14 protein-coding genes are annotated in these 13,274 nt (G+C 40.3%); all 14 read right to left on the reverse strand.

Annotated features, from left to right (window positions below):
- Positions 1–331 precede the first annotated feature (331 nt).
- On the reverse strand, positions 332–1,897 hold the full coding sequence (tnpC, locus tag WKF66_RS21360) for an IS66 family transposase (RefSeq protein ID WP_489676544.1): 1,566 nt from the start codon (positions 1,895–1,897) through the stop codon (positions 332–334).
- A 71-nt stretch (positions 1,898–1,968) separates the two neighbouring features.
- The gene (tnpB, locus tag WKF66_RS21365; RefSeq protein ID WP_489676545.1) at positions 1,969–2,334 is read right to left on the reverse strand and encodes an IS66 family insertion sequence element accessory protein TnpB; all 366 of its coding nucleotides are present in this window, start codon (positions 2,332–2,334) and stop codon (positions 1,969–1,971) included.
- 3 nt (positions 2,335–2,337) lie between these two features.
- Entirely contained in the window at positions 2,338–2,670 is a 333-nt protein-coding gene (gene tnpA, locus WKF66_RS21370; RefSeq protein ID WP_489676546.1) for an IS66 family insertion sequence element accessory protein TnpA, read from the reverse strand.
- Between the two features lie 62 nt (positions 2,671–2,732).
- Positions 2,733–3,590, reverse strand: coding sequence for a DUF4062 domain-containing protein (locus tag WKF66_RS21375; RefSeq protein WP_489676547.1), 858 nt, complete (start codon positions 3,588–3,590; stop codon positions 2,733–2,735).
- 367 nt (positions 3,591–3,957) lie between these two features.
- On the reverse strand, positions 3,958–4,083 hold the full coding sequence (locus WKF66_RS21380) for a hypothetical protein (RefSeq protein ID WP_489676548.1): 126 nt from the start codon (positions 4,081–4,083) through the stop codon (positions 3,958–3,960).
- A 70-nt stretch (positions 4,084–4,153) separates the two neighbouring features.
- A complete protein-coding gene (locus WKF66_RS21385; RefSeq protein WP_489676549.1) occupies positions 4,154–5,263 on the reverse strand; it encodes an ISAs1 family transposase in 1,110 nt (369 codons plus the stop codon).
- A gap of 1,181 nt (positions 5,264–6,444) precedes the next feature.
- On the reverse strand, positions 6,445–6,723 hold the full coding sequence (locus WKF66_RS21390; RefSeq protein WP_489676550.1) for a hypothetical protein: 279 nt from the start codon (positions 6,721–6,723) through the stop codon (positions 6,445–6,447).
- Between the two features lie 54 nt (positions 6,724–6,777).
- Positions 6,778–7,986: an ISAzo13 family transposase gene (locus tag WKF66_RS21395; protein WP_489676551.1), complete on the reverse strand. Its 1,209-nt coding sequence runs from the start codon at positions 7,984–7,986 to the stop codon at positions 6,778–6,780.
- Between the two features lie 30 nt (positions 7,987–8,016).
- Positions 8,017–9,093 (reverse strand): hypothetical protein, encoded by a 1,077-nt coding sequence (locus tag WKF66_RS21400; protein ID WP_489676552.1) that lies wholly within the window; start codon positions 9,091–9,093, stop codon positions 8,017–8,019.
- A gap of 238 nt (positions 9,094–9,331) precedes the next feature.
- The gene (gene ltrA, locus WKF66_RS21405; RefSeq protein ID WP_489676553.1) at positions 9,332–10,579 is read right to left on the reverse strand and encodes a group II intron reverse transcriptase/maturase; all 1,248 of its coding nucleotides are present in this window, start codon (positions 10,577–10,579) and stop codon (positions 9,332–9,334) included.
- 620 nt (positions 10,580–11,199) lie between these two features.
- A complete protein-coding gene (locus tag WKF66_RS21410; RefSeq protein ID WP_489676554.1) occupies positions 11,200–11,553 on the reverse strand; it encodes a HepT-like ribonuclease domain-containing protein in 354 nt (117 codons plus the stop codon).
- The gene (locus tag WKF66_RS21415; RefSeq protein ID WP_489676555.1) at positions 11,543–11,836 is read right to left on the reverse strand and encodes a nucleotidyltransferase family protein; all 294 of its coding nucleotides are present in this window, start codon (positions 11,834–11,836) and stop codon (positions 11,543–11,545) included. Before WKF66_RS21415 ends, WKF66_RS21410 begins: the two co-directional genes overlap by 11 nt.
- A 279-nt stretch (positions 11,837–12,115) precedes the next feature.
- Positions 12,116–12,388, reverse strand: a complete 273-nt coding sequence (locus WKF66_RS21420; RefSeq protein WP_489676556.1) for a DUF4242 domain-containing protein — start codon at positions 12,386–12,388, stop codon at positions 12,116–12,118.
- 381 nt (positions 12,389–12,769) lie between these two features.
- On the reverse strand, positions 12,770–13,274 hold a 505-nt coding region (locus WKF66_RS21425; protein WP_489676557.1), incomplete at its 5' end, for an HNH endonuclease.

Genomic DNA, 13,274 nt, shown 5'->3' on the forward strand with positions numbered 1-13,274 from the left:
GTTTGTGGTAAAGGGAGTAGATATAATGAAGTGAATTCCCTTTTTATTTCAACTTTATCATCTTCATCAGACTTAAGAAAGAAATTGTTGTCGAGAGTATTAAGAAGGATTAATGGAATGTTTTTATATTCATCACATACGTTTTTTATCATTTGCATAATACCATGTTCTTCAAAACAAACAGAATCTAGTATTATACAGTCGATATTTTGAACTTCTTTAAAGTAATAATTTTTAACTTCATTCAGAATATCCTTTCCTATCTTATGTTTTTTAGGTTTTTTAGAATCAATATATACGTATCCATTCGGCGAAGTACATATTTTAAATACTAATCCTGCTTATTTTTGCTGCTGCTAATTATATAATTGTTAGGCAGTAATTGTTCGAGTTTATTGATTGGATGTGAGGCCATATGCTTCAAGACATAGGCTAACCATTGGGAAGGCTCAACACTTTGTTTTTTACATGTGGCCAGCAAGGAGTAGATCATAGCAGCTCTTTGAGCTCCCTTATGCGAACCGGCAAACAAGTAATTTTTGCGTCCGAGCGCAATGGGGCGGATAGCGTTTTCTGCTGCATTATTATCGATATGAAGTTCACCATGATGGGCATATATCATCAATTGATGCCAACGGCTCAGCGCATAGTTGATTGCTTTACCAATCGTACTGGCTGGCAGAACAGCAGCTGCTGTTTTCTCCTTTTTGGGCATATTCTCTATGAGCCACTCATTAAAAGCTGTTAGCAATGGTAATGCTTCCTGTTGCCGTAGGTCATAGCGTTGATCGTAGTTTAACGACTCGTCTTTGGCTTTTCTTTCAATTACATACAGCTTCTGGATTTCCGTGAGCGCATAGGAAGCCCTCTGGGAATCATTGTCCAGGGCTTTTTCAAACATACGTCGAGCATGCGCCATGCATTGAATTTGGGTGATGCCCTCATTTTGGTCAAAGGCTTCATACACCCCGTAGCCATCGGTCTGAAGATGGCCCTTAAAATCTTTGAGTAAATGTTCAGGTCCTTCCCTTCCCCGGCCGGGCTGGTAATCAAAAAGTACCATACCGATCAAGGGTGCATGATACAACCAGTGAAATCCTCTATGCGTAGATCCTTTTTTGTCCTTATCTAAAACCTTGATGGGTGTTTCATCTACCTGCAGATAGGGCTCAGACAGGACTTGCCTTTTAAGCAGGTCATATAGTGGCTGTAACAAATCACAGGTGGCGGTGATCCAGTCATTAATAGTAACGGGAGAGATGTTAACTCCCTGGCGGGCGAACATCTGGACCTGCCGGTAACAGGGAAGATGATCACAATACTTGGAGATGAGTATATAGGCCAGTAATTCGGGGCCCGCAATGGCCTTTTCGATCGGACGAACGGGGAGTTCTCCTATAAGGATCTGTGTTTTTTCATTGGCTACAGGAAGGGCATACTTTGCACGCTTGAATTGATTTACAAAAAGTTGCCCTTTTTTATATTCCAGTTCCTCGGTAATCTCATAGCCGATGCATACCAGTCCCGTCACATCTTCGGTTGGTTCGATAACAATCTCCACACGCGTGAGATGAGAAGGCAAAGGACTTCTGCCAGGATGTGCTTTTTTGGAAGTTTCAGCAGCTACAGGAACATACACCGTTTTTTTCTCCATCGCTACCTCTACAACAGGTTCTGCGGTTGGTTCTACCACTAAACCCAAAGACAGTTGTGGTGATCCAGCGGCATCCTGGGCAACATAGCGCTCGCTTTTGGCGCCATGAACGAGCCGGACGAGTTCCTTGATCTGGAAGGTTAACTCCTGAAGTTGGGCACGCAATTGTTCATTACTCTTTTCAGCTGCGATAAGTCTTGTAATAAGCTCGTCCCTGGTGATATTTTCGTATGCTGGTGTCAAGAGAATAAAGATAGTACTATTTACGCATATACATGTACGTTATATAATATGTTTTAAAAATATTTTTCCATTTATTTATCTGTTATCTCCTCCATGATAAAGCGTTTCCTTCTTCTTACTGATCTTAAGCATATGCCTTCAAGAATAAGAAGTAACTGATGGCTTTGGAGTTTTATAGAATGGCTATGGGTATCAACAGTAGGTAGTTCATAAGTTCCTTTTTCCAGGCGTTTGTAGTAGATAGAAAACCCGTCCCGCTCCCAAAGCAACCCCTTAACCTGGTTGCGGCGGCGGTTAAGAAAGACGAATATGTCACCACTTAATGGATCCAGGTGCAGCTCACTGCGCACAATTCCACTTAAGGAATCAAAGCTCCTCCTCATATTGGTATCACCACTGTACAAAAAGTAGCGGCGGGCATCGGTTAGCGCAAGCATGATTTAATAAATTATCGAGCGGATAAAGGAAGCCTCTACAGGCTGATAGATTTTGACACATGCACCACCAGGAAGTGATACTTCAATAATGGGGTTGGTCCCTTGAAATACAGGAGATGCGGTGGGTAATTCCAAAGGAATAAACCGGTTGGCCTTTTCAGACGGAGTTTCATGTGAAATCCTGTATTTTTTAAGCCAGTAGTATAATACGGATTTGCAGATATTATTTTGCGCGCTATAACCAACCGCTGTTTGCTCGCTGTTCTGCCATGCTTCTACATGGCGAAACATATCCTGCTCTTTATTCTTGATTCTTTTCTTACCAGAAGATTCCATAGATTTACTTTTAAGCAGCAAAGCTATAGTCATCCAACTAAAAATCATCTATGGTGTTACTCTTATGGATACATACACACAAATGTTTTCCCCGCTTTCCAAGCATTCAATTTTAAATACTGTGCTAATGATGTTAGACCAAATTCTGAAGGGGCTTTAATTATAATGTTGGTTGGGTTTTCGATAAAAGATTGTAATTCAATTCTGTTCTCTTCATTTTTTGTTGGATTAGTTGGTATCTCACGTTTAGAACTAATAATCGGGTCAATCCAAATTGGACTTTTCTCATTGTATGTTTTAAGTGTTTCGCTTAAGTCTTCTTCAAGTCGCTTTAGTACTACATCAACTTCTTTAATTTTCTCTTTCGGATTATTTAACGGAGAAAGTTCAGAAATAAATAAGTTGAGTTTTTCTTCAAGTATTTTTTCAAATTCTTCAACTGATTCAAAGTCAATGTAAATGCCGTTATTACTAATTCCCGATTTAAATTGTTTTACCTTTTTATGTTGTTCTAAAATGTCCTCAATTTTTGGGTTATTTAAATCCACATTTTCTTTGCCAAAAAAGAATAAGATTCTTGGAATTGAATTTTCTGAATTCTTTTTACGTTCTAGGGCATCAATAAATTCATGTTCAGTTCCACTTCCAGCTTTTTTAGTTGGGTGACCAAACCGATTTTTCATAATTCCAAGAAAAATATCATAGTTAGATTTTTTAATGTACTCATCAATAATTTCTTGTCCGTTTTGTCCTATATCTGGTAAAACATCATATTCCCACATAAAGGTTCGAAAATTGATTCCAAGATGTTTTGCTAAACCACCATTTATTTTATCCATTACAACTTGACAAACCTCTCTTTCTTTTAAGCAGTCGCCTGGTGATGAAATAAAGCATCTGTATATTTTTTGTGTTTCCATGTCGGCTTAATTATTTCTTGAATGTTTTAATTTACGTACTGTTTGGCCAGTTTTAGTCAGTTTATATTTTTTGTCGTCCGTTTAATGGTTGCACTGCTGTCCACTACGCTTGCTGGTAGTCGAGTAGGCAAGGGCATTTCAGCCCAAGCCTCTCACAGGTAGGGTCGAGCGGTGGCGCAATAATCTTCCTCGATCATGTTTCCACCACCCGCCTCGTCAAACGCAGCGTGCGCATTTAACGCACTGCGCTTTCCTAATGGCTTCTCATCAGGGCTTATTGCCTATCATGTTGGAGCCACTTTCCTAAGGAATATTTTTAATCCCTTCGTACTCCACAACTTCCAACCGAACCCTTGGATGGGTTTTATCAGCCTTCGCCTTCATGTATATCTTCCTTCTCAGTTCCTGCAATATGATTGACGTTTTTATCATTATCGTCTTTGCCTCCCATTTTTGTTAGAAGATTACCATTAGTAAGGAGACTTCGCTCCATTCCCATTACGGAATTTCACAGCTACTATTCTCCTATCCGACTCCCTCTCATCTTCGCAGGGCAAACGCATCTAAATTTCAAGTTGCGCAAGTAGATGATCTAAATACAGGTCATCCCAACCTGCCATCTTACGTTTTCTTTTCATGCTTGCTTTTACAGTAGTATCACTTTTGAGCAGGTTCAAAGCCACCCTGTTGATAATGCCAAAGTTCTCTGCTGCGTTTGCTGCCCGCTTCTTACTTTGGTCTTCCCTGAAAGCCACATCCAGCATCCAGTGCTGACGGTTCTCTATACCCCAGTGCCTACGGATATACCCATTGAATACCTTGGCGTCCTGCACCAAATCAGAGATGTAATAACGCACCTCTTTCTGATAGCTGCCTGTTTTCTTATCCGTTCTCTCTGCTGTCAGCTCTATCAGACTTGCTAATCCTTTCCAATCCTGGCTTTTACATATCCAGTCCACATCCGTGATTACCCGGCAGCTACGCTTTTCGATGCGACCATGCCCTAGATTGCTTTGCATGTCTGTGCCTATGTGTGTAGATTCTTCATGCGTAAAAGCTTCCTGTATATCGTCGAGCAGATATGCCTGATTATCCTTGACAGCCAGTACATAATGCGCCTGATGGTCTACTATCTTTTCAGCTATCTCTTTTTGACAGCCCATCGCATCTATGGTGATAATGCATCCCGACAAGTCCAGCATCTCCAGCAATTTGGGAATAGCCGTTATCTCATTACTCTTGTCATCGACCTTATAGCTGCCAAGCACCAGGTTGTTGGCATCGCTCCAGGCACTTACCATGTGCACAATCGAATCCTTGCTGTCTGTGCCACTGCCGCATAATCTTTTGCCATCAATACTTACCAATTCCCCTTTACTCAATGTGGCAATGCCCTGTACCCAGCGCACAAAACGTTCCTGCATCACTTTGGGATCAATGACTGAAATAACACGGTTAATCGTGTCATGAGAGGGGATGCCATTAGGCAGCTCTATGTATTTTCTCAGCCAGCTTTCCTTTTTTTCGCCGTAGGCCTGTATCTCTTCCCACTCATCACAGCCGCAAAGAACGGCACAAAGGGTGATGAAGAGAATGTCAATGAGCTTATGCTTTTTGGTTCGCTCTACTCTGGGATCGGGTATATCGCCGAAGTGTTCTATGAATCCTTGCATCAGTAAACAGATTTTACCCAAAAATCCATTTATTTATCCAGACCCAATCTATTTTAGATGCGTTTGCCCTGCTCATCTTCGGTTCACTTCCTTGAGTTCAAGTTATAGAACCTACCTTGCTCCGGTCTTTTCTTCCCGGGATGAGGAGGGTATCTCCAGTTGCGTTACATATCCTTGTTACCATGCTGTTGCTACCACCCCGCCAGCCGTGTCATTTCCCGTTTCAGTCAATTTCGGAGAGACATGCTGCCTTCGCTATACGGTCAATAGCTCGGCCTGCCGGATTTAATCACTTTCGAGGCTACCTGTGCATTTACTTTCGTTACGGCCTGATAACTTGCATGACCTGCTTAACAGATCACTTGTCAATGAGCTTCATGAGTTTTATTTCTTTCACCCATGTCATCTAGCTACAGAGCTTTGACTTTTTCTCTGATGGGACTTGCACCCATGGGATATGTCCACCTTGTCTGGACGCACAACCGTGCTTGAAAGTCTTCCTTCACACGGCTCTTCCTGTTTAGTCACAAATGTGTAAATTCATTGTGGATATACCGATTACCAAGGTGTGATCCGCAGGTAATTGGCTGTGACCTTGTTTCCTAATAATCAATCATCCCTTTTACGGTTGTAAACAATTAAGAAACTTAAACAGGCTAAGCCCTTCGCTCCATTACCTTTCAGTAACTTCATCACTACTACGACTTAGTCCGCCACCGCTGATTCGTACTATCCTTGTACGGCTGACTCCTTTTTTTTTTAGTTAACAGCGCACCAGCGATTTCTCTTGTTCCGTACAAAAGCCCATATTGCCTTCCTGTCAACTCGTGCCCCGGATGTCATGTAAACAGTAACCAGGTTTCCTTTACATTCTTAACAAACACTAACGTAATTGCTTGCTTTCGACATCATTTAATTTTTTGCTTTACGAGGCTTCATAGTTGATTCAATTTATTCAGCTCGACAATACCCACCTTCGAGGATCATGTCCCCGTTTTTCCTTATCGTTCACCACAACGCTGTTTCCAGATATGCAGCATAAGGCGGTTTGCAAACTCCTCCTGAAAGTCGTCTGCGGAAGTTCATGTCTTTTCATTGAGTATCTCAAATCAGCCAGTCGGTTCTATTGACCTCCGCATTTGATGATACTCTTTGATAAGTCTTCCATCTTTTGTACAGCATCAAGTTCCTGTTTGAAACCTGTTCAAGACACACACGTTAAAGCATTTAAGCAGTTGGGGCATCTGTGTTACGTCTGCCGGTGCTGATGCTAAATTTATAACAAATATCTCATTGTTTATTCTGTCGCTCAAGCCATGGTGTCCTGCCAAACTACTGCTCAACATTGGCCTGTCGCCCATTGCTCCAACGTCTGGCCCCAATTGCTTGAATGCACCGTTAGCTGTAGTTGTTCCTTTCGGTCTGGGCACTCTCGGCCATTCGTCTTGCTGCCCCTTCATAGCATTGTTTATAATCCAAATGACGTAAGTAACTGTTAAATAATAAACGGTACATTAAGGACTAATTTTATAATTCCAGTCACCTCTAAAGTCTTTGTTTGTCAGATTGATTTTTTCCAATGTTTCATCATCTACTTTTAGCCCTTTTTCGTACTTGTTTCTATCAGCTTTAGCTTTTATCATTAACCCTTTTCGAGTTGTGGTATTTGCTATTAAATTTACAATTACTTCTAAACTTTCTAATGGTTTTGCCCTCCAGTTTTTGGTAATATATGAAAACATCCTGTGTTCTATTTTATTCCATTTACTGGTCCCTGGCGGAAAGTGGCAGACATGTATTTCCAATCCCGTTTCTGTTGCCAATGTTTGCAGTTCCTTTTTCCACAATCTGCTTCTTGAACTATTGCTTCCCCCACCATCGGCCGTAACCAAAAGCTTATCCGCTAAAGGATATTGTTCTTTACCCATTTGCTGCCACCAATTCCTTATGCTGTTTACTGCAAACTCAGCTGTATCCTTACTAATGCCTACACTTACCCAACCTTCATTTTTAGCTATATCATATACGCCATATGGAATAGCTTTCCCTAGTTCTTTATCTATAAAATCATACACTTTTACTTGTGGGGCATTGCCTTTTGAAAACCAGTCTGCGCCTGCATTCTTAAAGTTTCCTATCAACTCTTTCTTTTTACAATCCACCGATATAACGGGTGTATTATCACCCATAAAAGCCAACGCTGTTTTGTTGATAAATTCAAACTGCCCGTTTCTGTCAGGATCCGTACCACCCTCATCTGTTTTCTTGTTTCCCTGCAAGCTGTATCCTAAGGATTTCAATAATTCTCCTACGGTTACATAGCTTACAGAATATCCCTTTTCTTTCATTGATTTTTCAATGTTTCGTAAGCTTTTGCTGCTCCATAAAAGCACTTTCATCGGGTCGCCTCTGGTATGTGGGCTTACGATTGATTCCAATGCTTCTATTAGGCCGGCCTGACTTTCCTTATGCTGTTTGCGGCCACCACCAGCCTTTCTTATTTTATGTAAACCCGTATCCACATTCACAACTTTGCCAGTAGTTAGTTCTGCAATCCCTTTATCTATTCTTACCCGGCTTACACCTGCCAATTTCGCAACACGCTGTTTACCACCTCTGCCTAAGATTTGAGCCTCACTGCCTAAATATAAACGGGCAGCATTTTCATTTAAATGAGGCAGGATTGAGGTAAATTTTTTTTGTAATTCGTCATCGCTAAACATGATAAATAGTTTATACAAATGTACTACTTATTATTTAACAATCACTAAGTAAAATGGAAAGTCCCTATTAGGATAGCAAGACTTCCAAAAGTTTTGAGCAACTTGTATAGTAATTTCTGAATACTTTTTTGCCTTGTCTGTCCAATCGTTTGGCTTTAACCAAATAGCTTTTTTGTTTGGAGAATAGTGCATTGCAGCATCACGGATTTCTTTGCATTCTTCAAAGAAAGTCAGGAACGGTTCTTTTAACTGTTTAGGGTCAGTAACAGAAAACTTTTGTTTACGGTCTATCCTAATAAGTTGATGGAACTTTTCCATTTTATGTTCAAGAGCCAGATAGCCACCTCCTTTCTTTTCTTGCAATGTTTCTTGTTCCTTTAGTTCTAAAGTATCCATATTCCGCAAATAATGATCGTATCCAACACTGTTCACAAAGCACTCAACGAATGAATATAAATTCACGATAGAGTTTCTTGCATAACTACAAGTGTTAAGTTTTACATTTAAAGCTTCGAAATAAAAGTCTTGGTCAACATAGCCGTCTTCCTTTCTCCTGTTCATTTCAGGAATTAAACTCTCAAGCAATTTCATTTCTTTTTCAGCTTTCGCTAAAAAGAAGAAACCGTCATCCAGTAAATACATTTCCTCTAAAGAAAATTTCCCAGCGTGATGTCCTGTTCCAATTTTTGCTTGATATGGAATGTCAGAACTTAGAAACTTTGATATGTCAATATGTTTGTCAAGCCAACTAAAAGGAATGCCATAAGAAAAAAAAGATTGCTCGTTCTCTAATAGTTTATTAAACGAATGAGAGATTTCAACCAAGTCCCTTTTTGGTGGAAAATTTTTCAGCAAAGATTTAAGTATAGGGTCAATTGCATTGAGAACTGTTGGTCCTCCTTCAATTAGTTGTCTTTCATTTGAAGTATTTATAAACTCTGCTGTTGTCCGGAGTGCCTCATTTACAGTCGGATGAAAAATGCCTCCGCCCTTTTCTGGTGGAAATAGGGACATTGTCAAACGGATGAAGTTCAAGTTTGCTATTAAGTCATGTCTTATTTTAAAAGCCACTTCCATGTAGAGACGGTCATTTACAATTACAGCCAACGTTGAGTATTTGCGAAGGCAGGGAATTCATTGCTCGTCTGCCCGTTACAAATGCTTAATTGAAAATATATTGCTGAAGTTATAAACTAAAGCTGAAAATTGAACGTCGAGCCCGAACCACTGCTGTTGCTCCCACACAGTTGATGTTAGATCGGTCGAGTAGGCAAGAGCATTTCAGCCCAAGCCGCTCACAGAACCGTACGTGAAGGTCTTCCTTCATACGGCTCTTGTTATTCAGTCAATATGTAATTCCTTTCTTCCAGTGGATAAACAACTTTGTATTCTCCTGCACATAGTTATGGTACTTCTCCAATACCGCTTTCTTACCTCTTAACCGGTACTTTTCCTCTATCCATCTTTGTATCAACTCATTGAGGTACTCGAACACTTTGCCTGCTATTGCTGCATTAAACCGGCAATAATAGTTTAACCATCCTCGTATCTTAGGGTTTAGTTTTTCGGCTGTCCGCTCCAGTGCTACAGTCGTATTTCGTGGATTGAATACCGCCCTTATCCGTTGCTTGATATAAGCTTTCGCCTTACAACAAATAGCGGCATCAAATACCATAAACTTACTGTCTTTTACAGCAGGATTGGCTTTAACCCGTGGTTGAAAACTATAGCTTAGAAACGTAAAGCTTATATGCTCATGCTCTTGCTTGCGCCGATAGTTTTTGCAATATACCAGCTTCGTTTTATCCGCATGCAGTTCCAGTTCAAATCCTTGCAACCTTTGCCGTATAGACCACAGCAGATGTTCGGCTTCAGCTTTACTGTGACAGTGTACAATGATGTCATCAGCATAACGTTCAAACGGATTAGATGCAAAGTGCCTACTCATCCACATATCAAAGGCATGATGCAGGTACAGGTTGGCTAACAGCGGACTGATTACGCCTCCCTGCGGAGTGCCTTTTGCCCTTGCAGCTATGCTGCTATCTGCTTGTTGTATACCTGCTTTTAGCCATCGCTCTGTGTAAAGCAGCACCCACTTTTCCTGGGTATGATAGGACACCATTTTCATCATCCACTCATGGCTGATGTTATCAAAGAAACCTTTGATGTCTAAATCAACTACCCATGAATACTGCCTGCAGTTGTGCTCGCATTGTACCAGCGCATCGTGTGCACTGCGTCCCGGACGGTAACCAAATGAACTAATGTTAAATAATGGCTCTAAGATGGGTTCCAGGTAATCTTTCACTACACCCTGTGCAATACGGTCGCTTACCGTGGGAATACCCAACGGGCGAGTTCCTCCCTGCTTCTTTGGAATTAGTACAGTGCGTACAGGCGGTGGAAAATAACTCCCTGAAGCCATGCGGTTCCATACTTTGTACAGGTTGCCGCTAAGGTCTGCATTGAAAATATCAATCGTTTCCTTATCAATACCTGCTGCACCGTCTTTACTGCATACTTTAAGATAGCTGTTGTACACCATTGCCCTACTTACTGCAAATGACTTTGTCTTTTCTTCGCTCATCATTCCACTTTAGTGGTTGTTTACAAATACTTACACTGAATAACTGTATCCCTTCGCTCCATCTCCATTACAGAAACTTCATCACTACTTTGGATACATCCGACGCTCCTTATTACATCCCTATACATTATGGTATGGTTAAGCAACAATAATAACCTTATCTCCTCAAAGAGGCGCGGTAGCAACTACTTGCTTCTTGTTGCAGCATTACGCACATTAATAAGGTAGCCTCTCACGTTCCATATAAAAGCCTGTGTAGAATTCCTGCTGCCTCAATCCCGGTTGACCTGTAATCAGTATGCGGTTTGTCCATTACAGTCCGTCCTATCAGTGCTGGAAGCCAATAGTTTCGTCAACAAGTAGCCTTTCGGAACGTCATCGTACAGTTCACTTTCGTTCAGCTCTTCTACACTCACCTGACACCTTACAGTGCCTTTTCTTCATCGCTCAGTACCATAACTTTTGATTACAGCACCATGAAGCGGTTTATATACTCCCCCCGCAGGGCGTATATGAGAGGCCTTCCCTCATCTTTTATAAAGCATTGAAAAGAACTTATCATTCTTCCCATTCGTGACACACTCCAGCCCTGCTTTTGCAAATACTTTTGTTGGCAGTTTTGGCTATTCAAAATCAAGAGACCTAAGTACGAATTCAATTCTCTCTTTTAATTTTGGAATGTCATTGGCAATAATTTGCCAGATAAGATTACTGTCTATTCCAAAGTATTCATGCACCAGGATATGTCGTAACCCTATAATTTGTCTCCACTGAATGTCGGTAAACTTATCCTTTGTCTCAGCACTAACAAAATTGGCTGCCTCTCCTATAATTTCAATTTGTTTAATAGATGCGAACCGCATCATTGAATTTTCAAGGAAGCTTTCAAAGCTTTCATTTAAGGTGTAGTTCTCAATCTCTTTTATTGAATCAAGAATGTGGAGAAGCCGGTGTCTATCCCCATTTTTACCTTTCATAAATAAGTCTTTTATCTTTATTTACAAAAGGAAGAATGTATTGTGAAATGGCATTACTGGAAACGAGGTCTATTTTTTTCTGAAGTTTATCTTCCAAGTCCAACTTCATGTCCACAAAACCTAGTCCAATGTGTTTTGAATAATCGAGTTCAACCAAAATGTCAATATCGCTATCTGTTTCGGCTTCTTGACGCGAAAATGAACCGAAAATGAAAGCTTTTATTACAGGCTTGTCCTGAAAGTAATCTTTTATGATTTTTATGTCTTCAACGGAGATAATCATGTAATAAAGATAAATATTTTATTAACTCAGATGCCATTACTGCCAACGTTAAGGCTTGGCGATGGGCTGGTATTTTATAATGTCCAGAAATGAAGAGGAATATTATTACCAAAGGGGAAGTTAATAACAAAAGTTAAATTATTAACGTCGAGCTGGAACTATTGCTGATATTGATTTGTAGCCGATTGTTCTTCCGTCAGCCAGCCTATTGCCAAACCTGCTGTTATGGGCAGGTTTGTCTGTGAGCAACTTTACTAAATCTTACTCGCAAGGGAGGCCTTATTCTGCAGTTGTCGGGTCAATAATTGTACTTACTTCGCTTACCGAATTTGCAGGAAAGCCTCCTTGCTTTGCATGTTCACGAACCATTTCTTCATTTGGTGCTATGTAAACACAATAAATTTTATCGCCTGTCACATAGCTTTGAAGCCATTGAATTTGAGGTCCCATATTACTTAGCACTCCACAGGAAGTTTGCGAAATACCTTTTAATTGTTCTGCTGTTAATTTGCCAGCACCAGGGATTGCCCGTTCAATTACATACTTAGGCATGATTTATAGTTTTATTTTCCTACTCGTCTGGCTTTTCGGTGTCGCCCCGTTTTTTAAATGGTAGCTGGTCTCCACTTTTTATAATTTTTTCATCACCAGTATAAACTGTGAACTGGGTTTAAATTATACTTTTTATCAGCTTGTCTTGCTTGTTAAATAATGAAGTCGTCTAAACTTGCCCATAACGATTGCGGCTTGGCGATGTGGCGGCATTGGAAATTGTCAGCCCATAGCCGAAGCTAAATTTATAAATAAAAGTTCATAGGTTATTCTATTGCTCAGCGTTATTAGTCGCCTGAACTGAAGCCAATTAACGAACAAACAGTTGAGAATATATTTTTCGCCGCCATATTGCCAAACCGTTTGTTGGGCGTTCGGCATTCATTCTTTGAGTAATTGTCTCTTGACAAGTCGCTGCAATTTTTTATAATCATCAGCTTTGCCTTCCATACGATGATGAAGAATTCTATGGCAGTTGGCACATACGGTTATTAAGTCGGCTGGTGTATTTATTTCCTTCCTTTTGAGAGTAGATAACGCCACGATGTGATGAGCTTCAGCAAAATCAAGCCCTTTGTCTCCATATGTCTTTAAGAAATTAAAACCACATACTTGACAGATGTATTTATCTCTTCTCTTGGCCTTTTTTGCAAGTTTCCCGTTACGCCGTTCAATAAATTTGTGCAATGAAACCAGTCTTTTATCTTCAATTGCCGAAAATTCCTTTTCGATCATTTGTATTTCTAGTGCACACGGAATAGTTGTTAAGAGCCATTGTACTTTACTACTTATCCGTTGAACAAACGAATCTAAAAGTTTATGCGGTTTTATTTCTTCAATGAAATAATAACTGTAATACCCAGTGTCATATTTTTCTGTTAGATAA

The sequence above is a fragment of the Pedobacter sp. genome (assembly GCF_037719805.1).
Taxonomy (GTDB): Bacteria; Bacteroidota; Bacteroidia; order Sphingobacteriales; family Sphingobacteriaceae; genus Pedobacter.

Bases quoted from the DNA above. Each gene is read 5' to 3' on its own strand.
- tnpB (WP_489676545.1), bottom strand. From the start codon at position 2,334: ATGCTTGCGCTAACCGATGCCCGCCGCTACTTTTTGTACAGTGGTGAT.
- tnpA (WP_489676546.1), bottom strand. From the start codon at position 2,670: ATGGAATCTTCTGGTAAGAAAAGAATCAAGAATAAAGAGCAGGATATG.
- WKF66_RS21395 (WP_489676551.1), bottom strand. From the start codon at position 7,986: ATGTTTAGCGATGACGAATTACAAAAAAAATTTACCTCAATCCTGCCT.
- WKF66_RS21410 (WP_489676554.1), bottom strand. From the start codon at position 11,553: ATGAAAGGTAAAAATGGGGATAGACACCGGCTTCTCCACATTCTTGAT.
- WKF66_RS21390 (WP_489676550.1), bottom strand. From the start codon at position 6,723: ATGAAGGGGCAGCAAGACGAATGGCCGAGAGTGCCCAGACCGAAAGGA.
- WKF66_RS21415 (WP_489676555.1), bottom strand. From the start codon at position 11,836: ATGATTATCTCCGTTGAAGACATAAAAATCATAAAAGATTACTTTCAG.
- WKF66_RS21375 (WP_489676547.1), bottom strand. From the start codon at position 3,590: ATGGAAACACAAAAAATATACAGATGCTTTATTTCATCACCAGGCGAC.
- WKF66_RS21380 (WP_489676548.1), bottom strand. From the start codon at position 4,083: ATGGAGCGAAGTCTCCTTACTAATGGTAATCTTCTAACAAAAATGGGA.
- WKF66_RS21420 (WP_489676556.1), bottom strand. From the start codon at position 12,388: ATGCCTAAGTATGTAATTGAACGGGCAATCCCTGGTGCTGGCAAATTA.
- WKF66_RS21385 (WP_489676549.1), bottom strand. From the start codon at position 5,263: ATGCAAGGATTCATAGAACACTTCGGCGATATACCCGATCCCAGAGTA.
- ltrA (WP_489676553.1), bottom strand. From the start codon at position 10,579: ATGATGAGCGAAGAAAAGACAAAGTCATTTGCAGTAAGTAGGGCAATG.